Annotated in this window: 14 protein-coding genes, 1 tRNA gene and 1 pseudogene; 9 read left to right on the top strand and 7 right to left on the bottom strand. The window is 71.0% G+C overall.

Annotated features, from left to right (window positions below; genetic code table 11):
- Window positions 1-15: 15 nt before the first annotated feature.
- Window positions 16-1,476: pseudogene (locus ACQUQD_RS40270) on the bottom strand (glycoside hydrolase family 3 N-terminal domain-containing protein); the annotation flags it as partial.
- Window positions 1,477-1,710: 234 nt separating this feature from the next.
- A complete protein-coding gene (locus ACQUQD_RS40265; RefSeq protein WP_428957774.1) occupies window positions 1,711-4,752 on the bottom strand; it encodes a glycosyl hydrolase in 3,042 nt (1,013 codons plus the stop codon).
- 336 nt (window positions 4,753-5,088) lie between these two features.
- Here ACQUQD_RS40265 and ACQUQD_RS40260 point away from each other — a divergent pair, with 336 nt between their 5' ends.
- On the top strand, window positions 5,089-5,868 hold the full coding sequence (locus ACQUQD_RS40260) for a class I SAM-dependent methyltransferase (protein WP_428957196.1): 780 nt from the start codon (window positions 5,089-5,091) through the stop codon (window positions 5,866-5,868).
- Between the two features lie 722 nt (window positions 5,869-6,590).
- Here ACQUQD_RS40260 and ACQUQD_RS40255 read toward each other — a convergent pair.
- Window positions 6,591-8,234: a GMC family oxidoreductase gene (locus ACQUQD_RS40255; RefSeq protein ID WP_428957195.1), complete on the bottom strand. Its 1,644-nt coding sequence runs from the start codon at window positions 8,232-8,234 to the stop codon at window positions 6,591-6,593.
- A gap of 888 nt (window positions 8,235-9,122) precedes the next feature.
- Between ACQUQD_RS40255 and ACQUQD_RS40250 the strand changes: the two genes are divergently transcribed.
- Window positions 9,123-9,200: transfer RNA gene (locus tag ACQUQD_RS40250), tRNA-Ser, on the top strand.
- Window positions 9,201-9,563: 363 nt separating this feature from the next.
- On the opposite strand, the gene ACQUQD_RS40245 is transcribed toward ACQUQD_RS40250, so the two are convergent.
- Window positions 9,564-9,791, bottom strand: a complete 228-nt coding sequence (locus tag ACQUQD_RS40245) for a hypothetical protein (protein ID WP_428957194.1) — start codon at window positions 9,789-9,791, stop codon at window positions 9,564-9,566.
- A gap of 305 nt (window positions 9,792-10,096) precedes the next feature.
- Here ACQUQD_RS40245 and ACQUQD_RS40240 point away from each other — a divergent pair, with 305 nt between their 5' ends.
- Both ACQUQD_RS40240 and ACQUQD_RS40235 read left to right on the top strand, forming a co-directional pair.
- On the top strand, window positions 10,097-11,125 hold the full coding sequence (locus ACQUQD_RS40240; protein WP_428957193.1) for a hypothetical protein: 1,029 nt from the start codon (window positions 10,097-10,099) through the stop codon (window positions 11,123-11,125).
- Between the two features lie 205 nt (window positions 11,126-11,330).
- Window positions 11,331-12,695 carry a PucR family transcriptional regulator gene (locus tag ACQUQD_RS40235; RefSeq protein WP_428957192.1) on the top strand — a complete coding sequence of 455 codons (1,365 nt, stop codon included), beginning with the start codon at window positions 11,331-11,333 and terminating at the stop codon, window positions 12,693-12,695.
- A 7-nt stretch (window positions 12,696-12,702) separates the two neighbouring features.
- Here ACQUQD_RS40235 and ACQUQD_RS40230 read toward each other — a convergent pair whose 3' ends face one another.
- Window positions 12,703-13,911 carry an acyl-CoA dehydrogenase family protein gene (locus ACQUQD_RS40230; RefSeq protein WP_428957191.1) on the bottom strand — a complete coding sequence of 403 codons (1,209 nt, stop codon included), beginning with the start codon at window positions 13,909-13,911 and terminating at the stop codon, window positions 12,703-12,705.
- Between the two features lie 312 nt (window positions 13,912-14,223).
- On the opposite strand from ACQUQD_RS40230, the gene ACQUQD_RS40225 reads away from it, so the two are divergent.
- The gene (locus tag ACQUQD_RS40225) at window positions 14,224-14,784 is read left to right on the top strand and encodes a flavin reductase family protein (protein WP_428957190.1); all 561 of its coding nucleotides are present in this window, start codon (window positions 14,224-14,226) and stop codon (window positions 14,782-14,784) included.
- 118 nt (window positions 14,785-14,902) lie between these two features.
- Here ACQUQD_RS40225 and ACQUQD_RS40220 read toward each other — a convergent pair whose 3' ends face one another.
- Window positions 14,903-15,691: an IclR family transcriptional regulator gene (locus ACQUQD_RS40220; RefSeq protein ID WP_428957189.1), complete on the bottom strand. Its 789-nt coding sequence runs from the start codon at window positions 15,689-15,691 to the stop codon at window positions 14,903-14,905.
- 131 nt (window positions 15,692-15,822) lie between these two features.
- Between ACQUQD_RS40220 and ACQUQD_RS40215 the strand changes: the two genes are divergently transcribed.
- From ACQUQD_RS40215 to ACQUQD_RS40205, 3 genes are read left to right on the top strand one after another with little or no spacing between them, the layout of a single operon-like run.
- A complete protein-coding gene (locus ACQUQD_RS40215) occupies window positions 15,823-16,776 on the top strand; it encodes an amidohydrolase family protein (protein WP_428957188.1) in 954 nt (317 codons plus the stop codon).
- Between the two features lie 54 nt (window positions 16,777-16,830).
- On the top strand, window positions 16,831-18,261 hold the full coding sequence (locus tag ACQUQD_RS40210) for an amidohydrolase family protein (RefSeq protein WP_428957187.1): 1,431 nt from the start codon (window positions 16,831-16,833) through the stop codon (window positions 18,259-18,261).
- Window positions 18,262-18,318: 57 nt separating this feature from the next.
- The gene (locus ACQUQD_RS40205; protein WP_428957186.1) at window positions 18,319-18,900 is read left to right on the top strand and encodes a nuclear transport factor 2 family protein; all 582 of its coding nucleotides are present in this window, start codon (window positions 18,319-18,321) and stop codon (window positions 18,898-18,900) included.
- Window positions 18,901-18,917: 17 nt separating this feature from the next.
- Here the strand turns inward: ACQUQD_RS40205 and ACQUQD_RS40200 are convergent, their stop codons facing one another.
- Window positions 18,918-19,598, bottom strand: coding sequence for a GntR family transcriptional regulator (locus tag ACQUQD_RS40200; RefSeq protein ID WP_428957185.1), 681 nt, complete (start codon window positions 19,596-19,598; stop codon window positions 18,918-18,920).
- Window positions 19,599-19,719: 121 nt separating this feature from the next.
- Between ACQUQD_RS40200 and ACQUQD_RS40195 the strand changes: the two genes are divergently transcribed.
- Window positions 19,720-20,574 carry a fumarylacetoacetate hydrolase family protein gene (locus ACQUQD_RS40195; RefSeq protein ID WP_428957184.1) on the top strand — a complete coding sequence of 285 codons (855 nt, stop codon included), beginning with the start codon at window positions 19,720-19,722 and terminating at the stop codon, window positions 20,572-20,574.
- Window positions 20,575-20,604: the final 30 nt, after the last annotated feature.

Below are 20,604 nucleotides of genomic sequence, written 5' to 3'. Positions count from 1 at the left end.
CTCGACCGTGATGCGGTGCTTGCCGGCGCTCAGGTGCACCGACGACAGGCTGGGTGCGTACTGTGCCCAGTCGTCGACGACGGGCTTGCCGTCGATCTTCACGCGGACGCCGCCGGTGTTCTTCATGGAGAAGTCGTAGGTGCCGGTGACCGGTGCGTCGAGGGAACCGCTGTAGCGGACGGAGAAGGTGTCCTTGTCGACGCCGGGGGCGGGCGCCCCGTCGAAGGTGCGGTCGATGGAGGACTCGGTGCGGGTGAGGACGGGCTCGCCCTTGAGGTCGAGGTTGTCGAAGTACTCGGCGCGCAGGCCCGCGTGGCCGTCGGAGGTGAACCGGTCCGCGGTGACGGCGGGCAGCGTGTCGGTGGCCGTGGGGACGTGCACTCCGTCCGAGACCTCGACGTGCCCCGCTGTCCCGACGCGTTGGGTGATGCCGTCGGCGACGCTCACCACGGAGTCCGGGTCGGGCGTGACGTGCGAGCTGCCGCCGCCTCCGGTGACGGGGGTCTTGTCCGCCGCCTCTCCGATGACGGCGATCGACCCGGTCCTGTCGTCGTCCAGCGGCAACAGCGCTTTACCGTGATCCTGGTCGTTCTTCATCAGGACCGTACCCTGGGCCGCGATGTCCCGCGCCGCCCGGACGTGCTCGGATGTGGTGGCGGTGGCGTCCGGCGTGCCGGGGGTCGTGTCGAAGAGGCCGTACTCGAACTCCTTGGTGAGCAGCCGGAGGACCTTGTCGTCGATCACATCGACGCTGACCTTGCCCTGCTGGACCGCGTCGGTCAGCGCCTGTCCGAAGTTTCCCGCGGACGGCATGGTCAGGTCGAGACCCGCGTTGGCCGCTTGCACGGTGCTGCGTGCCCCGTCCCAGTCGGTGACGACGAACCCGTCGAATCCCCAGCCGTCCTTGGCGGTGCGCTGGAGGAGTTCGGCGTTCTCGTTGGCGTGGGTGCCGTTGACGAGGCTGGTCGCGGCCATAATGGAGGCGGCGTCGCCTTCCTGGACGGCCTGCTCGAACGGCGGGTAGTAGATCTCGTTGAGGGTGCGTTCGTCGACGACGGAGTCGGCGTTGTTCCGGTTCTGCTCGACGTCGTTGACCGCGATGTGCTTCAGGTCGGCCATCACGCCGTGCTTCTGCACCCCCTTGATGTACGCGGTCGCCATCTCGCCGGTGAGGTACGGGTCTTCGCCCGACCCCTCGAAGATGCGCCCGCCGCGTGGATCACGGGCCAGATTGACGTTGGGGCCGAGATTGACGCTGATGCCCTTGGTATGGGCTTCCTGCCCGACGACGGACCCATAGCGTTCCTCCGCGGCCGGGTCGAAGGTCGCGGCCGCGGCGATCGGTGCGGGCAGTGCCGTGGTGCCGCCCATGGTGACGCCGGCGCCGCCGTCGTGGAGGTTCAGGGCAGGGACGCACAGGCGTGAGATGGGCGCGACGACACCTGCGTAGCCGGGGAGTTGGCTGCCGTGCGTCATGGACAGTTTCTCGTCGAGCGTCATCTGCGCCAGCACCTGGCGGGCTCGGGCCCGCGGTGACGCGTCCGAGTACGTCCACGGGCAGGAGGGGGCGTCGTCGGCCGCGGCCGGGAGACTGCCGAGTGCGGTGGTCATGCCCGTCACCGCGAGCAGGGCGGCGGCGAGAGCGAGCGAACGTGATCGCACGGTCGTTCCAATCGTGTGGGGGGTGTGCAGGGGGTCAGGCGGCGGGAGTCACGTGTCCTGCGAGTGGACGGTCGTGATGGCCAGTGGGGTGACCATGACCGGTCCGCGCAGGCCGTAGGACGACGTGCGGGTGCTCGTCTTGTTGTAGTGCGTGACGGCGTTGCGCAGCGTCGTCCGCACGATCACCTTGATCTCGTTGCTGCCGGTCTTGAGATGGTCGGTGACGTCCCAGGGGACGTCGGAGACGATCTGCGTCCCTACTTGTTCGCCGTTGACGTGGATCTCGGCCGTGCCCTCCACGGTGCCGAGGTCCAGGCGGATGCCCCTGCCGCGACCGATCCAGTGGTCCGGCACGGTGAGGGTGCCCGTGTACGTGCCCACGCCGGAGGCGCCCGCGGTCTGCTCGCGGTCGCGCCAGTCCCACAGCGGGAAGGTGCCCGACAGCGTGGGGATGTCGATCGTCTTCGGGCCGTCGGGCGTCTCGGCCTCGACGGACAGGCCCCAGGCGTACGGTCCTTGCCGCGCGGCGTCCATCCGCGCGGGCTGCGCCTTCACTGTCGTACGACGTCCATTGCTGAGGGTGAAGGTGCGACTGCCGGCCGCGGCGGTGCGGAGTTCGATTCTGCCGTCCGCCACCACGAGGTCGTCGTGGACGGTGTCGGTGTCGGTGACGTGCACCGGGACCGGCCCGCGGGAGTCCACTGCCAGCACCCGGGTCTCCTGGGCACGCAGCCGGGTGGGCACGAGGGTGCGGCCGTTCTCGAACGTGTACTGGGCGGCCGCTCCGACTCTCCCGTTCCACAGGTCCATCACCGAGACGGCCCCGGTGCCCTCGATGGCGGGTGTGAACTCCACCAGGTCGTTCGTCGGGTTGTACAGGTACACGTACCGCACGCCGTGGGCGTAGCGGAGCTGCGTGAGGACGTGAGCCTCGCTCCACGACACACGCGGAAGGACCTTGCGCCCCCGCAGGGCCTGCAGGGCATCGGCCTGTGTGGCGGCTCGGACCGCGTGGGGGCTGCGGAGCGCTCGTGCGATGGACTCGGCGACCTGCTCGTCCGCGTCGTGGCCGCCGCGATAGGCGGTGTCGCGGCGCGGAGGATCACCGACGAAGACGACGGTCACGCCGGCCTCGACGGCCCGCTCGATGGCCCGGGCCGCCTCGACGGGCACGGCACGCTCGTCGACGATCAACGCCCGGTACTGCGGCCCGGACGGACACAGCACGCCCTTGCCGACGGCGTTCTCCTCCGCGAGACCGACCGGGTCGATGTACTGCACGGAGTACCCGTTGCGCTCCAGCGCGAGCGTGTCGAACAGGGCGGCCGGCTGGGTGCCTTCGTCCGAGGACAGGCGGGCCGCGGTGGTCAGGAATCCGTCACGGTAGACGGCGACGTCGCAGCGGGGCGAGCCGGACTCCAGGATCATGGCGCCGCGCGCCCAGTACTCGGTGGTCCGGGCGAGGGCCGGCCACTGCGGGTTGTGCCGGTCGTTGAAGCTGTCCAGGCTGTCCCCGAAGCGGTACTTGCCAGGCCAGGCCGCCCCGGCGCTCATGTACTGGAAGCCGTGCAGGAAGGGCTGGGTGATCCCCGCGGCCCACTCCTTGTCGATCATCGCCTTGTAGTCGCCGGGGTCGACCTGGTGGCACTGTTCCGGCTGGGCCCCCAACTCGGTCGACACCCGCACGGCCCCGCCCTGGTGGGCGCCCCCGACCACGGCACGCTGCCAGTCCAGGGCATAACGCCATCCGTAGAACCGGATGTCCGTGGGGAAGCGGTCCCCGGAGTTGTACGACTCACCCTCCACCCGGCCGCCGGCGCGGGCCAGTTCACGGTTGCTGCGGATCGGCTCCAGGTCCTGCCCGTAGGCCGCCTGCGACTTGTACGTCATCCCGTATCCGCGGGCCCAGTCCTGGAAGGGCTTGAGGTGGTTCTCGATGTACAGGTCGGTCAGCAGCCGGTAGTAGTCCGCCCGGATCTTGGCCGCCTGCCCGTCGGACGACTCGAAGTCGGCGCGAGGCGGCTCGGTGGGAACCCAGTAGCGGCTCATGCCGTGCTGGAACGCCAACGGCAGGAAGGGTACGAGGTCGTAGCCGCGCAGCTTCTTGAACTCCTCGGCGAATGCCGGCGCCCAGAACAGCGAGTCCGCGTCGAGTTCGAGGGAGTCCTCGAAGAAGTCACCGCCGCACCGCTTCAAGGCTTCCACGTTGTCCTTGCCGACCTGGTTGTCGTCCAGGTACTCGGTGGCTTTGCGGGCTGCCGCGGCGTCGAAGACGCTGGTCACGCCACGCTCTCCGTCGCGGCGCCAGAAGCCGAAGACGATCCAGTCACCGGCCTCCGGGGCCTTCCACGTGAGCTTGCCGTCGACGACTTCGTCGGTGACGTCGCGCAGTGAACCGGCTTCCAGGACCGTGGACTTGGACGGGATCTTGACGGGGGTGCCGTACGGGGGCCGCTCGTTCTCCGGTAGCAGCTCTGCCGCCGGGCCGCGTTCGACCACCCGCGCCACGGTGGCGGCGACCAGGGTGGCCTTCCGCTTATTGCCCGGGTCGTCGAAGGGCCAGGGCACGTCGCCCGAGAAGCGGCCCTGCTCTGCGTCCGCCCGGCCGTACTGGAGTTCTTGCTGCGCATAGCCGGACCCGGCGCCCGTGTTGGGTGTCTGGACCGGCCAGTTCGCGCCCATCGTCATGCTGACCCGCATGTCGAGCGAGGCCGCGGCGTCGAGGACGGCCCCCAGATTCTTGCGCTGATCCTCGTTGGCCCAGGAGTCCGACGAGTAGGCGATCTCGACCTCTCCGAAGCCGGCCTCGGCGATCGCGGTGACCTCCCGCACGCTCTCCTCGACCGACAACGGCGCCGCCCACCACCACCGCACCGCGGGCCGGTAGCGGGAGTTCGGTGACTTGAACGCCGCCGCCGACAGGGGCGCGGGCAGGCTTGCGGCGTTGGCCGCCTCCACCTGTTCGGCACGCGCGACCGACGCGTTCGCGGCGCGCTCCGCCGCCCGGGCCTGCTCGGCACCGGGCGTTGCCATGGCTGCGGTGGTGGCGGTGGCGGCTCCGGCCGCGAACAACGATCTGCGGGACAGCATGGCCACGCGTCTCGCCTCCTTCCCGTTCGGCATCGGGGCAGACGGCGCCCTCGAAGTGACTGATACGTTTCATCAATGGCACGACGCTAACGACTCGTTCTCGCTAAGCCAATAGCCGTGCAGGCAACGGAATTTCACCTTCTTGCATTGAACGATTCAAAGCAGACGCAGATCTAGCGGGAGCCCCCGGCGATCGGTTCATCTGCTGCCGGCCACGTCGGGACTGCCGCGCGGCCGGCCCGCCGTCGCGGGTCGCCCGTACGCAGCGCGGCTCACGCCCCGTGTCAGGAGTGAGGCGGCATGGCCGACCGCGGGCAGCGCCGATAGCGTCGTCGTATGCACCGAGACAAACGGCTGCTTCACGCCTCATCGTTCGGCGCGGCGGCGGTCGCGTACGCCGAGCACCGTCCTGACTATGCGCAGGCCGCGGCACGTTGGGCGCTTCGGCCCGCGCCCGGCCTGCGCGTGCTGGACCTCGGCGCCGGAACCGGCAAGCTCACCGGCACTCTGGTCTCACTGGGCGCCGAGGTCATCGCGGTCGAGCCCGACCGGGCGATGCTGACCGAGTTGCGTCGCTCGCTTCCGGCGGTCCGTGCCCTGTCGGGCAGTGCCGAGTCGATCCCGCTGCCGGACGCGTCCGTCGATGCCGTGCTGGCCGGGAACGCCATGCACTGGTTCGACTTGGCGGTCGCGGGGCCCGAGATCGCCAGGGTCCTGTCCCCCGGCGGCATCCTGGCCGGGCTGTGGAACGTCATGGACGACCGAACCGAGTGGGTTGCCGGGCTCGCGCAGGTCAGCGGGAGCGCGGCCATCGGTCCGCGGGACACGCCCGCCAGTTGGCGCGCCGAGACGGCGGACATGCACCTTCCGCGGACGGGTGCGACCGCCCGGTTCGGCGCACCGGCGCAGGCCGAGTTCCCGCACGGGCAGCAGCGCACCGCCGACTCGCTCGTGGAGACCATCGCGACGCGCGCGGGAATACTGGTCATGCCGGAACGAGAACAAGAGGCCACGCTGGCCCGGATCCGCGCTTTCCTGGCGAGCAGGCCGGAGACCGCCCACGGCGGGTTCACCCTCCCTCTGCTGACCAGCGTGCTGCGCGTCCGGCGACTGTGAGACATCACGTCGACACCGCTCGGTGACTCATCGCATCCCGACCCGCGAGGACCGCCCTTTCGCGCTGCTCGTGGCGCGTGTGCGTCACACCGTCGGCCGGACCGTGTCCAAAGAGGGTGAGCGGCAGGCAGACCGACGGAGCGGATGATGATGAGGAACCACGAACTGATGGTGCGAGCACGGCACTTGGCATGGACGGTGTGCTCGGTGTCCGCGGGAGTTGTTCTGGGACTGTTCGTCGCCGGTATGGCTCTGCCCGGTGCGGGAGCGTGGATGGACGCGGCAGGTGCGGCCGCCCTCGGTGGCGTGGGCTGGGCTGCGGCGCCGCCGACGCGCGCGAGACGCATTCACCGGGCGTGAGGCGGTCCGGCGGGTTCTCTGGCGTCGAGCGCTTCGGCGGCGCGGCAAGCGGCTAGTGCCGCTCGTCCCGGAGCGCCGCTCCCTGGATCGGACCGGAGCGGGAGGATGAACGTTGCCACCGCGCCGACGGCCGCGGCCCACCAGTAGGCGGTGCTGTAGCCGTGGATGCCGGCCTGGGCGAGCGTCCGGGGCCCTCCCGAGGGGAACCGGCCGTGGATGCTGGCCTAGGGGACGGCAAGTTCGACGCTTCCTCGAAGGACGTGCTGCCCGATCGGGTGCGCGGCGCAGTCCTGTCGGTGCTCGCCGCCTCCCCGACTGAGCCCGCGCCGACGGCTCCGTAGCACCCTCCCTCGGCCGGATGATCAGGCTTGCCCGATCATCAACTCCGCGCAGCGTTCGCCGATCAGCATGGCGGGGGCATTGGTGTTGCCTCCGGTGACCGACGGCATCACGGCGGCATCGGCGACGCGCAGCCCCTCGATCCCGCGCACCTTCAACTGCGGATCGACGACAGCGGTCGGGTCGTCGTGCCCGCCCATCTTGCAGGTGCCGACCGGGTGATAGACGGAGTGGATGCGCTGCGGCAGCTCGCGCGCGAGCGCAGCGTCGTCGGCGAGGGCAGGTCCCGGATGGAGCTCGCCGGTGACGACCTCGTCGAGCCGCTTGTGCGCCATGACCTCGCGAACGAGCTTCATTCCCTCGATCAGGAAACGGCCGTCGTCCGGATCGGACAGATACCCGGGATCGATCAGCGGAGCCTCGGCCGGGTCGGCCGAAGCCAGGCGCAACTCTCCCCGACTCTTGGGATAGATGAGCGTCGGCATCACGGTCAGTGCAGGCCGGCTGTCGACGTTGTGGCGGACGGGCGCGTCCTGGTTCGGGCTCGGGTACGACCAGGGCAGGGCGTGCAGTTGCAGATCGGGCTGATCCGACGGCGTCCGCGCATCCGAAGTGCGCAGGAAGGCCATGGCCTCGAAGACGGTACGCCCCAGCCAACTGCCCCCGCGGAGCGTCTCGGCGAGCATGCCGCCGAAGAAGTGCCCGGCCGTCCCCCGGTGCTGCGCCGATGGCGCGAGGAACGTCATGGGTACGAAGAGGTGGTCGTGCAGGTTCTGCCCGACCGGCAGATCGGCGGCGACATCGATACCCAGCCCGCGCAACTGCTCGGCCGGGCCGATGCCGGACAGCAGCAGAATCTGTGCCGACCCCACCACCCCTGCCGACAGAACGACTTCACGTCCGGCGCGCAGGACCTGGCGCCGCCCGCCCTCGGCGATCTCCACGCCTACGGCCCGGCCGCCTTCGACGACGACGCGGTTGACCTGAGCGGCGGACCGTATCGTGAGGCCGGAGGGCCGGTCGTCGCCGAGGTAGGCGTGTGCCGCGCTGTAGCGGACACCGTCGCGGGCGCTCATCTGCACGATGCCGACGCCGGTCTGCTCCGCGCCGTTGTAGTCCTCGTTGCGGGGTGCGTCCAGGGCCTCGCAGAGGGCTTCCATCAGGGCGTTCGAGGCCGGGGTGAGACCGCCGTGCCGGGTGACCGCCACCGGCCCGCCGGCACCGCGCAGTGGACCCGCGCCGCCTTCCCAGTCCTCCATCCGCCGATAGGACGGCAGGATGTCGTCGAAGCCCCAGCCGGTGCAGCCGGCGGCGGCCCAGTCGTCGTAGTTGCGGCGGTGACCGCGCACGAACAGCATGCCGTTGATCGCGCTGGAGCCGCCGAGCAGCTTCCCGCGGGTGAACGGGATCCTGCGGTCGGCCGCATGCTTCTGCGGCACCGTGTAGTAGCCCCAGTCGAAGCGCTTCTTGACCTGGGGCACGGAATGCATGATCGAGATCATGCCGGGGACCCGGATGACCCTCGATCGCTCCAGGCGCCTCGCTCCCGCTTCCAGCAGCAGCACGCTCGCGCCCGTATCCGCGAGTCTCCGTGCCACGATGCAGCCGGCGCTGCCGGCACCCACGACGATGTAGTCCGCCTCAACAACTGATGGTGTGTCAGTCACGCGGCGCAGTGAAACACGTTCTCGTTCAAGGGGCAATATCCGAGGACGGAGGCGTTACGACTGCCCTCGCAAGGGATGCCCCACGTCACGCAGGGCACGCAAGTAGGGCCTGTCCGGGAGGTCGGATCCTGCCGGACAGGCCCTACTCGGAAGCACTCAATACGAAGCCTGCAGGGCTCAGTCGGTCCGGCCGCGCAAGTATCCGCACCGCACAGCGGACCGGCCCCTGACCAGCACCGGCACGGGCGCCCACCGGCCTCGGTGCGGGCGATGCGGCGGTGGTCCGTACGGTGACTGCCAGGCCGGCCGCCGGGTTCGACCCGAGCCTCCTGCGTCACGGCAACGCCGTACGACCCGGCTCTGGAGCAACTCGGCCACCGGGTGAGGGTGGTTGACGTGCAGCAGGTTCAGGACAGTGAGCTCAGGGGTGCCCCCGTACGCGACGCCCAGGGCGAGGAGCCGGGCGTCGAGGAGCTTGTGGTCCGCGGTGACGCGGGACTTGCCGTTCGCCCGGAAGCGCCCGGAGGCGGCGCCGTGGCAACGGCAGGGAAGGGTCTGGAGGCAGGTGGGCACGTCCACCCAGATTTCGGACACAGAGATACACCGGTTTCAGTGAGAAGACCGCAGCGAAAAGGAGCGCGGCGCGCAGGTGCGCCGCGCGACGGATCAGCGCTCGGGAAATCTCACGTGGTGTACAACGGCAGGTCCTTCACAGTGCGAGCGTGTGCGGCAGCACGGTAGCGCCGGACGGGATCGGGGCTCCACCGATTTTCGGGCGGGTGGCTATGCCGCCTGGCATGGGCAGCCCTGCTGCGGCGCGTAGATCACGTGCCGGTCTCTGCTGCGGCGCGTAATTCACGTGCCGGTTTCCGATGCGGCACATAGAGTGACCGCGTTCAGGTGCGCAGGTTGCGGCTACTTCTCCTGCTAAGAGAGCAACGCGGGTTCGAATCCCGCCGCCGGCCTCGGCTGGTGTCGTCCAGCGGCCCAGGACGCTTACGTCGCCGCCACCGGACTTGACCTCTGAACGCCTACGACGCGAGCCGTCCGCCACGGGAAACCAGGCGGACGGCTCCGTCATCTCGTCGCTCACCGAGCGACGTTGCCGCCTGTCGCAGCGAAGCCGCGCCGCCAGCAACGCAGTTGGCGCCGCCGCGTGACTCACCGGGCTCCGGCCGCGTTACGGAGCCGTGAACCTCGAACAGGGCGACGTGCGGCATGACCGCGTGCGATGACATACGAAAGTGGGGCTCGGGCAGCGTGCGCGGTGCTTCCCCCCACGGGTCCCGTGCGCGCTGTCCGAGCCCCGGACAGGTGGCTGTTGGGCGTCTACCAGACGGAGTCCTGCGGCTGCACGGTGCCCGGCTGGTCGGGCTCGCTCGCCGGAACGGCTTCCTGGTTCGGCTCGTTGGCCGGCTGCGAGTCGACAGGTGTCATCCACACGCTGTCCGCACGCTTCACTGTGCCGGCGTCCGAATTCTGGGTCATGGCCAGCGCGGCGAGGGCTGCCGCGGTGATGGCCATCAGGACGCCGATCCGGCGGGCTGTCACGGTCATGTGGTGGTTCCTTTCAGTTCTCGCTGCTCACAGTGCGGTGAGCCGAGGATCGGGGCCTCCCGGCCGTGTGGGTGCTGTGGTTCCCGAAGGTCGTCTCCTGCGGTTCCCCCCCTGATGGGCAAGCAGGCCATGACCTGCCAGCCACCTGTGAGGAGACGGTTCGGAGGGGCCGGGAGGAGCCCCGCGGATAGACTTTGGCGTACGCGACGGCATCGCTTCAATCGAAACAGCTGTCGTCTTGATGCCTGGCGTAGGTACGCCAACGGACGTACCGACAAGCAGCATTGATCATCGTGGAGGGATTGGTGGGAGAGCGCACTACGCGCGCGGACTCGCAGGGCCGGGCTTTACCCGGGGCGCTGTCGCCGGCCGCGGTCGACCTGTACGCGAGGCTGACGAAGGGCGAGCAGCCCGGCCCCGCGGACGGTGAGACGCTCGAGCAGTTGCGGGCGTGGGGGTTGGCCGGGGATGCCGAGGAGGCGGGGCACACGATCGCGCTGCCGCCGACCCCGGCCGCCTGGGCGGTCGCGAAGGACGCGCTGGCGCATCTGCAGGAGCAGACACGGCAGTTGATGGAGTTGCCGGGCGCTGTCGAGCAGATGAATGTCCTCTTCGCTCAGTCGCGTCATCGGGCGGGAGCGGGCAGCGAGTTCCTTGCCGACCGGGCGGAGATCAACGAGCGGATCGGTTCGATCCTGGCAGGTGCCCAGCACGAACTCCTCGGCGCGCACCCGCACGGGCCGCGGACGCGGGAGCAGATGGAGCTCGGTGTCCCCCGCGACACCGCGGCGCTCGAGCGAGGGGTGCGGTATCGGACGCTCTACCAGGACGCGGTGCGTGACGACGGCGTGACGTGCGAGTGGGCGTCGGTGATGGCGCCGCGCGGTGTCCACTTCCGTACGCTGGCCGACCCGTTCGAACGGGTGATCATCGTCGACGAACGGGTCGCCGTCATCTCCAACTACGTCATCCCGGACGCCCCCGACGGCGCCGCCTGGATCATCACGGACCGGGCCATGGTCGCGTTCGCCAAGCATGCGTTCGAGCAGGAGTGGCGGCGTGCCCAGCCGTGGCACGGGCAGCGTCGTGAGCGCGGCCGGGAAGCGGCGGCCGGGCTGCTGTCGGAGCTGCAGAAGGCGGTCCTGCGGTGCCTGTCGGAGGGTGCGACGCAGAAGGGTGCGGCGCGCGCCCTGCACATCTCGGTGCGGTCCCTTCAGCGGGAGCTGGATCAGATCCGGACCCTGTGGGCGCTGCCGCAGGCGACGAACGCCCAGCTGTGCTTCCGATGGGGGACGTCGCCGGAGCGGGACACGACGCTCGAGCGGGCGGCCTGACGTCAGGGCGGGTCAGCGGCCGGTGAGTCCTTGGCGTCAACCACGAAAGAAATTATCGTTAATCGCCGCTGTTGTCGTTTTGCTGTTACGGTGTGTGGCCATGGCGGGCGAGACGGCGATCAGCCGCGATCGCGCGTGAGTCCGCCTTGGTCTCCGCCGGTGTCGCACACGCGGATGCTGCTCTCACGACGGCAAGGACGGCGTCATGACCGCTCACGAGCCCTCCGGCACGGTCGGCTGGATCCGCCGGGTCGCTCCCGGACCCGCCGACGTCCCGCGCTCGCCCGCGAGTTCGCGGCGCACCATCACGGAAGCCACGGAGCGCCTGGGCCCCGGACCCGTGGCCTGGGCTGTCGGCGTCGGGCACGGACTGGCCGAGGTCGTCATCCGCGAAGTGCCCGAACTGGGCGGCGGACCGGCCCCGTTCGAGATCCTCCGCATGGGTACCGAGGCCGCGACGCTGAACACCCTGCTTCTGCTGGCCGATCCCGCGGCCGACTGGAAGGTCCCCGAGGAGTCCCTCCTCGGGGACCGGGAGTTCGCCCGGCGCCGCCTCGGCCTGGACAAGGTGCTGCACGGTATCCGCGTCGCGCACGCCGCCCTGGCGCAGGCGTTGATGGGCGCGTGCGCGGAGCTCGCCGCACCGGCCGAGCGCGCGGAACAGTTCCGTCGCATCTCGGAGCTGCTCTTCGGTTTCATCGACGCGTTCTCCTCCCGGATGACGGACGAGTACCGGGCCGAGCACGACCGCTGGGTCGCCCGTGGCGACGCGGCCCGGGAGGACACGGTCCGCGCCCTCCTCGACGACCGGCCCGTCAGTGAGGACATGGCGCGCGACGTCCTCGGCTACCGGCTGCGCGGCCGCCACCTGGCCGTCGTCGCCTGGTACGACGGACCGCCCGCGGCCGTCAACGGCGACCTGCGGCGGACGGCGGCCGAACTTCTGTCCCTGCGCGGCTGCGTCTCGACCCTCGTGCTCCCCCTGGACCGGACCACTGTCTGGGCCTGGGGCGAGCCGGGCGCCGATGTCCCGGTGGCCCCCGGACCCGACGACGTCCTGCAGGCCGAGGGGATCCGTGTCGCCTGCGGCTCGGTGCGCTCCGGGCCGCAGGGGTTCCGCCAGTCGCACGAGGACGCTCAGCACACGGCCCGCGTGATGCGGCTCAACCCCGGCGGCACCGGTCCGGTCGCCGACCACCGGGACGTGGAACTGGCGGCCTTGCTCTCCGCCGATCTGCCCGCCCTGCGCCGCTTCGTCGGGGACGAACTGGGGGCGCTCGCGGCGGACAGCCGGCACGCGGACCAGCTGCGCCGCACCCTGCACCTGTATCTGCGCAACGAGCGCAGCCTGGCGGTCGCGGCGGCGCAACTGCACGTGGCGCGCAACACCATCACGTACCGCGTCAAGCGTGCCCAACAGCTCATCGGACGTGATGTGACGCCCCGGCTGCCCGAGGTGCTGACAGCCCTGGAAGCCGCCAGGACGCTGGGTCCCGCCGTGCTGCGCGCCGCGGAGTGCGGCGATCGCGACGGCGTGCGTGACAGGCCGTCCCGCCGTGCCCGATTCTGAGAACCTCTCAGATCAGCGGCGTGACCTGCTCCTCGATGCCCAGGAGCACCCGCCCGTACAACTCCCCCGCGATGGCCGGGTTGATCACCGCGTGCCGGCTGCCCGTCTCCTGGTCCCGCCAGATCCGCTGCAGCGGGTTCGCCTCGGCGAAGCTTCCGGCGCCCTGGATGCTCAACAGCAGGTCGAGCGCCTCACGCGAACGGCGCGCCACGTATCCGGTGTCCATCCGCACCCGGGCCCGTGTCCCGAACGGCATCTGCTCCCCGCGGGCCGCCCAGGTGTCGATGTCGTCGGCCGCGCGCATCAGATGCAGCCGCGCCGTGTCGATGAGCTGCGCCGCCTCCGCCATCTGGATCTGCGTCGACGGGGCTTCGCTAGCCCGTTCGTAGAACGTGTACGAGATCCCCTTGCCCTTGGCCAGCGAGGCCAGCACCGTGTCCATCCCGGCCTGCGCCAGGCCGACTTGGGGGCCGGCCAGGACCAGTGCGAGCACCGGCACCAGCGCCGAGCGGTACAGCGCCTCGTCGTCGTGTTCGGTCGGGTGGGCGCCCTGCACGCCACGCGTCACCGACAGGACGCGGTGCTCGGGCACGAACACCCCGTCGGCGACCAGGGTGTTGCTGCCGGTGCCGCGCATGCCGGCCACGTACCAGGTGTCCTCGATGCTCAGGTCGGTCATCGGGATCAGCGCGACGCCCTGATCCACCTGCTGTCCGGAGGCGTCGACCACGGGGATGCCCACCGCGGCCCACTGGGAGTGCAGGCTGCCCGACGCGAACCCCCAGCGGCCGGTGACGACGAAACCGCCGTCGACCACCCGGCTGGTCGCGCTCGGCGCCAGCACTCCGCACACCCGCGCGTCCGGATTCTCGCCCCAGACCTCCTGCTGGACCCGGTCGGGGTACAGGCCGACCATCCAGTTGCAGACGTTGATCAGGGTCGTCACCCAGGCCGTCGACCCGCATCCGCGCGCGAGTTCGGACGTGACCTCCAGGAAGGTACGGAAGTCCGCCTCGTGACCGCCCAGCCGTCGCGGCACGGTGAGCCGGAGCAGCCCCGCCTCGGTCAGGGCCGCGATGTTCTCCTTGGCGACCTTGCGGTCCGCCTCCGTACGGGCCGCGTTCTCCCGCAGCAGGGGAACCAGTGCGGCGGCACTTTCCTTGAGGGCCGCGGCGGACGCGGCAGTTGCGTGCGGAGTGGGCGTGATCGTAGTCATGGGGATCCTTCCGGCGGCTCGGCCGGCACCTCGGGGGACGAGGTGCCGCTACCGGGATTCCACGCCGCTCCCGCACCGCTGTCCTGTGGCCCGGACCGCAGAGTCGGCGGCGCGGATTGGGCCGGCGGACCAGTTCGGCGGCGGCTTGCGCCACGGGCTCAAGAAGCCTGGCCCGGCTTGGCCGCCCGGACCAATGCCCCGGCCGACGGGTGTGGTTTCACTGGGCCCACACCGTGCCGTCGACTGCACACGGCGCACGGTCCGGCTCCCGCTCCCTTGGAGGTCGCTGTGCTCCCGTCTCCACCTGCCGCAATGGATCTGCCCGCTTCAACGGATCTGCCCGTCACGACCGCCGCCCCGGCCGTGTTCCGTCGTGTCCTCGGCCATGTTCCGACCTCGGTGAGCGTGGTGGCGGCCAGGACACCGCGCGGCCCGGTCGGCGTCACCGTCGGCAGCTTCACTTCGGTGTCCCTCGAACCGCCGCTGGTCGTCTTCTACTGCGGCCGGGGCTCGGCGAGCGCCCTGGCGATCGTCGAGACCGGCGCGTTCTGCGTGAACGTGCTGGCCGAGGACCAGCAGCAGGTGTGCGCGGCGTTCGCCGGCCGGACGGCCGACCGGTTCGCCACGGGAGAGTGGGACGTCACCGGCGCCGCGGGACCACGGCTGGGTGGGGCGGCCGCCTGGATCGAGTGCGAGGTCGAGGACAGCTTTCCCGCCGGTGACCACATGGCCGTCGTCGGCCGGGTGCGAGGGCTGGCCGCCGCCGATCACAGCCGGGGGCCCCTGATCTTCCATCGCGGCCAACTGGTCCGTCTCGACCGCGCCCGCGGTGTGCACGTCCCCACCCGGTCCTTCGGCTGGTGGGACATCTGACGGAGGGCGCCTGGTGCAACGGCTGATGCGGTGCCTGACCGGTGTGGACGTCCCGTGCGGGATCTGACGGGTGTGGGCGCCCGGTGCGGCTTACGACGAAGGGCACGCCGTCCGGCACTCACTCCGAGAGGCGTCGCGAGACCGCCCGCGCCGCCGCCCGCACGGCCGGACCGTACCCGGGGTCCGAGCCGCTGGTCCCGGGGACGACGACCGACAGGGCCGCCACGACGTCGTCGCCGTCGCGCACCGGCGCGGCCACCGTGCTCCTGGGCCACGGGCGGTTCTGATGTCCCCGGGCGAAGTCGGCGCGCCGTACCTCGGCGAGGACGCGCCGCAGGTCCTCGCCGGAAAGGATGTCCTCGCCGCCGTGCCCGGGGTCGTACGCCGCGATGACCCGTTCCTGCACGGCGAGCGGCGCAAACGCCAGCAGCACCAGGCCCACCCCCGTGGACGCCAGCGGCAGCCTGCCTCCCACGCGGTAGCGCACGGGACTGGCATCCAGCGCCGAGAGCCGCTCGACGAGCAGAGCCTCGTCGTCGTCCCGCACCGCGAGCAGCACATGCTGCCGCGTGACATGGAAGAGGTCCTCCATGAACGGCATGGCCACCGCGCGCAGCCCGTGCCCGCGCGGCGCCAAAGACGCCGTCTCCAGCAGCCGCAGCCCCACCACGAACCGGCCGTCGTCGAGCCGCTCCAGGGCACCCACCTGGACGAGCGACCGGGCGAGGCGAAGCGCGCTGCTGCGCGGCGTGCCGCTGCGCCGTGCGAGGTCCGCGAGGGACAGCGCGCGGTGGTCGCTGTCGAACGCGCCGAGCAGGGCGAATGCCCGCTCGATGACCGGCTGCCCCTCGGCGGGCCGGCCCCCGCGTCGGCGTCCGGCACCGCCCGGGATCGGCGTTTCATTCATCGGAACCACCCATGCCAATGTACGGGCGCCCTTCTTACGGTGCACCCATAGGGACCGACAGGCAACGACAGGTCCGACACGTTCGACAGGTTCGACAGGTTCGACACGTTCGACAGCCAGGGAGTACTTGCATGACCTCGACCGGACTCGTGGACGTCCACGCGCACTTCGTCACCGACGGCTACGTCGCCGCCGCCCGCGCCTTCGGCATCGCGCACCCCGACGGGATGCCGGGCTGGCCGGAGTGGAGCGTCGAGCAGCACCTGGATGTGATGGCCCGTTCGGGCATCGACAAGTCCTACCTGTCGGTGTCCTCCCCCGGCGTGCACTTCGGTGACGACACGGCGGCTCGCGCGCTGGCGCGCGAGGTCAACGAGTTCGGCGCCCGGGTCCGCGCCGAGCGGCCGGAGCGCTTCGGGCACTTCGCCGCCCTGCCCCTGCCCGACGTCGACGGCGCGCTCGCCGAGGCGACCCACAGCCTCGACGTGCTCGGCGCCGACGGCGTGGCGGTGGAGACCAACCACCACGGCCTCTACCTCGGCGACCCACGTCTGGAGCCGCTGTGGCAGGAACTGGACCGTCGCGGCGCCGTCGTCTTCGTCCATCCCACGTCCCCTCCGCACGCCGACGAGGTCGGTCTGGGCCGACCTCGTCCGATGCTGGAGTTCCTCTTCGACTCGGCCCGCGCCGCGAGCGACCTCCTCTTCCGCGGCGTCCTCACCCGCCATCCCCGCATCCGCTGGGTGCTCACGCACGGCGGCGGCGTCCTCCCTCTGCTCGCGGACCGCATGGAACTGTTCCGCCCCCTCCTGGGCGACGGCTCCGAGGAATCCGTCGTGGAGCAGCTCGGCCGCCTCTGGTACGACCTGGCGGGCACCCCCTTCCCGCGCCAAGTCCCCGCCCTTCGGGCCGCGTTCGGCACCGAACGCCTTCTGTACGGCAGCGACTACTGCTGGACCCCCGCCGGGTCGGTCCTCGACCAGGTCGCGTCCGTCGACGCCGCGGAGCAGCCGGGCACCGGCGACACCTGGCGGGATCTCACCACCCGCAACGCGCACCGGCTGTTCACCCCCGACGCTCCTTGACCGCCACGCGCCGCCCCCTCCCCTCGTGTCCGAAGGATCGAAGGATCGAAGACCATGGCTCCTGTTCCCCCAGCCCTCCTCCTGCGCCGCGCCACCGTCGTCGACACCCGAGACGGAGCGCTGAGCCGCGACACCGACGTACTGGTCCAGGACGGCGTCATCACCGCCGTCGGCCCGGAGCTGGCCGAGCCGGACGGCGCGGAGGTGGTGGACGCCGAGGGCCGGTACGTGGTGCCGGGCTACAACGACATGCACGCCCACCCGCTCGGCCGCGGCGGCGACGTCGATGCCGCCCACGCGCTGATGCTCGCCCACGGCATCACCGGCTACCGGCAGATGTCCGGGGATCTCGACCTGCTGCGCGCCCGCGCTTCCGGCTCGCTGCGGTTCCCCGAGGCCGCACCGGCGCTGCTCGCTCTGCCGGGCCCGCTCCTGACCATGCTGAACACCGGCACGGCCGACGAGGCCACCGCGGCGGTGCGTGAACAGGTGCGGGCCGGGGCCGATTTCGTGAAGTCCGCCGCCATGACCAAGGAGCGGTTCTTCGACGCCCAGGCGGAGGCCCTGCGCCTCGGCGTGCCGATCGTGGGCCATCTGCCCGCCGGCATCGACGTCCTCAAGGCCTCGGCGCTCGGCATGAAGTCCATCGAACACTTCGGAGCCGGGCTCGGTGTCCTCGCCTGCTGCTCCACCGACGAGCACTCCATCCAACGGGCCTCGGGCGCCCGGCAGAGACTGTCCCTGCCGAAGGTCCGGCTGCCGTTCATGGACCGTGTCGTGAACGCCGTCATGAGGCGGGTGGTCCTCAACCCTGTCGCCCTCAACAAGTCCGAGGACGTGGACATCCTCGACCACGCCGTCCGTACCTACGACGAGGGACGCACGCGCGAACTGGCCGAGCGCTTCGCGGCGGACGGAACGTGGCACGTGCCGACCCTCATCCGGCAGCGGACCAGCAAGCTCTGCGACGACCCGGCCTTCGCCGACGACCCGGACCTGCGCTACATGTCACCGGCCACCGTGCGTACCTGGAAGGGCGCGGCGACGAAGTTCCGCAAGCGGTTCACGCCGGAGCAGCGTGCCACGTTCGCCGCCTCGCACCGCCTGGAGTACGACATGGCCCGCGTCTTCGACCGGGCAGGCGTGAGGATGCTCGTCGGCACGGACTCGTCCGGGGCGGTCTGGGTCGTGCCCGGTGCCGCGCTCCACGACGAGATCGACCTGCTGGCGCAGGCGGGGCTCGGGCCGCTGCGTCTGCTGCAGATGCTGACCCTGTCCGCCGCCGAGTTGCTCGGGACCACGGACACGATGGGCACGGTCGAGCCGGGCAAGATCGCCGATCTCGTCCTCTTGGACGCCGATCCCGTCGAGAGCGCGGCCCATCTGCACGGCGTAGGCGGCGTGGTGCGCGCCGGCCGGTACTACGGCGCGTCCGACCTCACCGCTCTCAAGGACCGGCTCGCCACGGCCCGCCGCGTCGACTGACCCCACGCACGGCGGGCCTGAGCGCCGCATCAACGGCCTTGCAGCAAGGAGCACTTCATGACGGACATCGATCGCGTCGCGCAGACCGTGCTGCGCGAGCGCCAAGGACGTGACCGCGGCTGGTGGGACCAGATGCGGTCCTGCTACTGGCCCGATTCCACGGTGACCCTCAGCTGGTACCGGGGTGACGGGCCGGAATTCGTGGCCGCCTCCGAGGCCATGGCGGGCCGTGGTGACTCCAGCGTCCACCGGCTGTCCCCGCCGACCGTCCAGATCGTCGGGGACCGGGCGTTCGCCGAGACACCCGCCGCCATCGAGGTACGCACCGACATGGACGGCGTGCTCGTCGACCTCGTCTCCTGCACCCGCATCGTGAACCGCCTCGAACGCCGCGACGGCCGCTGGGGCATCCTCGCGCTGGACTGCGTCTACGAACGGGACACCATCGCCCCGGTCGTGCCCGGCCGGCCGATCGCCCTGCGCCCGCAGGACCTCGCCGACTTCCGCGCGCCGTACGCCATCCTCGCCCTGCACCTGTCCCGCCGCGGCTACGAGGTGGCGGACGACCTGCTCGGCGACGATCAGCCGGAGCGCACGGCGGCGTTCTATGCCGACACCTTCGCGTGGCTGCGGGGATGACGTGATCGTCGCCGGAGTCAGGCTGCGGGCTCCGCCCCCTCCTCGACGACGGCCCGCAGCGCGGAGGCCGTGCGGTCGAGGTGGGCGGCGAGCAGCCCGGCGGCCTTGTCGGCGTCGCGGGCGAGCGCGGCTTCCATCAGCGCACGGTGCTCGCCGGCGACATCGCGCGTCACGTCGTGGGCGACCGGGACCGACCAGCGGCGGTAGACGGTCGCGGCGTCGCGCAGGGACATCGCGACGGAGAGCAGCCGGTCGTTGCCGCAGCCTTCGAGCAGCGCCTGGTGGAAGCGCTCGTGGGCCGCGAACCAGTCGTCGTTCTGGAGGCCGTCCGCACGCAGGGGCAGGGTGGCGCTGAGGCGGTGATGGGCGGCGACGACTTCGGACTCCCACTGGATGTCGCCGCGAGTGATCGAGCGGCGCAGGACCAGGGATTCGATCTCGATCCGGGCGTCGGTGAGCTCGTCGAGGTGGGCGCGGGAGAGGGTGACGACGCGGAAGCCCTGCTGCGGCGCGGCCACGACCAGGTCCTGCTCGGACAGCCGGGTGAGTGCCTCGCGCACGACGGACTGGCTGACGCCGAAGCGCCCCGCGAGCTCGACCAGGCGCAGCCGCTGCCCGGGGCGGAGCGTGCCTTGGAAGATCTCCTCGCGGATCGCCGCGTAGACCGCCCCTGCCCGTGTCTGTTTCGCCTGCGCCATGACCACGGAGAGTACCAGCTTGGCGCCAGGTCGAGAAAATATCGTTAATCTCTTGCCCTACCGAGAAAACAGTCCGAGACTGACGGAGCACTCACCGCACCGAACCCCCTCGGGAGACTCCATGCGCCTGGCCAACATCGACGGACGACTCGTGCTGCGGGGCCCGGACGGTCCCGTGGACGTCGCCGAGGCGAGCGGGGGCCGCTTCGGCCCCGATCCGCAGGAGGTGTACGCGAACTGGGACGCCTTCCTCGCCTGGGCCGGGGAACAGGGGCTCGGCGGGAGGGCCGGGACCGCTCCGGTGGCAGGGGACGGTGCGGCGTGGGGGCCGCCCGCGCCGAGCCCTGCGCAGATCTTCGCGATCGGGCTCAACTACCGCGACCACGCTGCCGAGTCGGGGTTCGGCGCGCCGGAATCCGCGACGGTGTTCACCAAGTTCGCCACCTCCGTCGCCGGACACGACGCCCCTGTGACCCTGCCGCAGGGGAACGTCGACTGGGAGGCCGAGCTGGTCGCCGTGATCGGCCGACGCTGCCACCGCGCGACGCGCGAGGAGGCCTGGTCGTACGTGGCAGGCCTCACCGTCGGCCAGGACCTCTCCGAGCGCGTCCTTCAACTCGCCGGTCCCGCGCCTCAGTTCTCGCTCGGCAAGTCCTACCCTGGATTCGCGCCGATCGGCCCGGAGCTGGTCACACCGGACGAGTTCGACGACCCCGACGATCTGGAGATCTCCTGCGCGCTGGAGGGCGGCGAAGTTCTGCAGAAGAGCCGCACGTCCAACATGATCTTCGATGTGCCGGAGCTGATCGTGCAGCTCTCGGCCGTCTGCCCGCTCCTGCCGGGCGATCTCGTCTTCACCGGCACCCCGGCCGGCGTCGGCATGGCCCGCTCGCCCCAGCGTTTTCTGACCCCCGGCGACGTTCTGGTGACCACCGTCGAAGGCATCGGCACCCTGCGGACACCCCTCACCGCCTGAGACGCCCCGCCTTCCCGCTCAGTCCAGCAG

Source organism: Streptomyces sp. cg35, from assembly GCF_050410835.1.
GTDB lineage: Bacteria > Actinomycetota > Actinomycetes > Streptomycetales > Streptomycetaceae > Streptomyces.
The sequence above is the reverse complement of the archived record's forward strand: the minus strand, read 5'-3'. Positions and strand labels throughout refer to the sequence as shown.

Bases quoted from the DNA above. Each gene is read 5' to 3' on its own strand.
- ACQUQD_RS40265 (WP_428957774.1), bottom strand. From the start codon at position 4,752: ATGCTGTCCCGCAGATCGTTGTTCGCGGCCGGAGCCGCCACCGCCACC.
- ACQUQD_RS40260 (WP_428957196.1), top strand. From the start codon at position 5,089: ATGCACCGAGACAAACGGCTGCTTCACGCCTCATCGTTCGGCGCGGCG.
- ACQUQD_RS40245 (WP_428957194.1), bottom strand. From the start codon at position 9,791: ATGACCGTGACAGCCCGCCGGATCGGCGTCCTGATGGCCATCACCGCG.
- ACQUQD_RS40235 (WP_428957192.1), top strand. From the start codon at position 11,331: ATGACCGCTCACGAGCCCTCCGGCACGGTCGGCTGGATCCGCCGGGTC.
- ACQUQD_RS40230 (WP_428957191.1), bottom strand. From the start codon at position 13,911: ATGACTACGATCACGCCCACTCCGCACGCAACTGCCGCGTCCGCCGCG.
- ACQUQD_RS40225 (WP_428957190.1), top strand. From the start codon at position 14,224: ATGGATCTGCCCGCTTCAACGGATCTGCCCGTCACGACCGCCGCCCCG.
- ACQUQD_RS40220 (WP_428957189.1), bottom strand. From the start codon at position 15,691: ATGAATGAAACGCCGATCCCGGGCGGTGCCGGACGCCGACGCGGGGGC.
- ACQUQD_RS40215 (WP_428957188.1), top strand. From the start codon at position 15,823: ATGACCTCGACCGGACTCGTGGACGTCCACGCGCACTTCGTCACCGAC.
- ACQUQD_RS40210 (WP_428957187.1), top strand. From the start codon at position 16,831: ATGGCTCCTGTTCCCCCAGCCCTCCTCCTGCGCCGCGCCACCGTCGTC.
- ACQUQD_RS40205 (WP_428957186.1), top strand. From the start codon at position 18,319: ATGACGGACATCGATCGCGTCGCGCAGACCGTGCTGCGCGAGCGCCAA.
- ACQUQD_RS40200 (WP_428957185.1), bottom strand. From the start codon at position 19,598: ATGGCGCAGGCGAAACAGACACGGGCAGGGGCGGTCTACGCGGCGATC.
- ACQUQD_RS40195 (WP_428957184.1), top strand. From the start codon at position 19,720: ATGCGCCTGGCCAACATCGACGGACGACTCGTGCTGCGGGGCCCGGAC.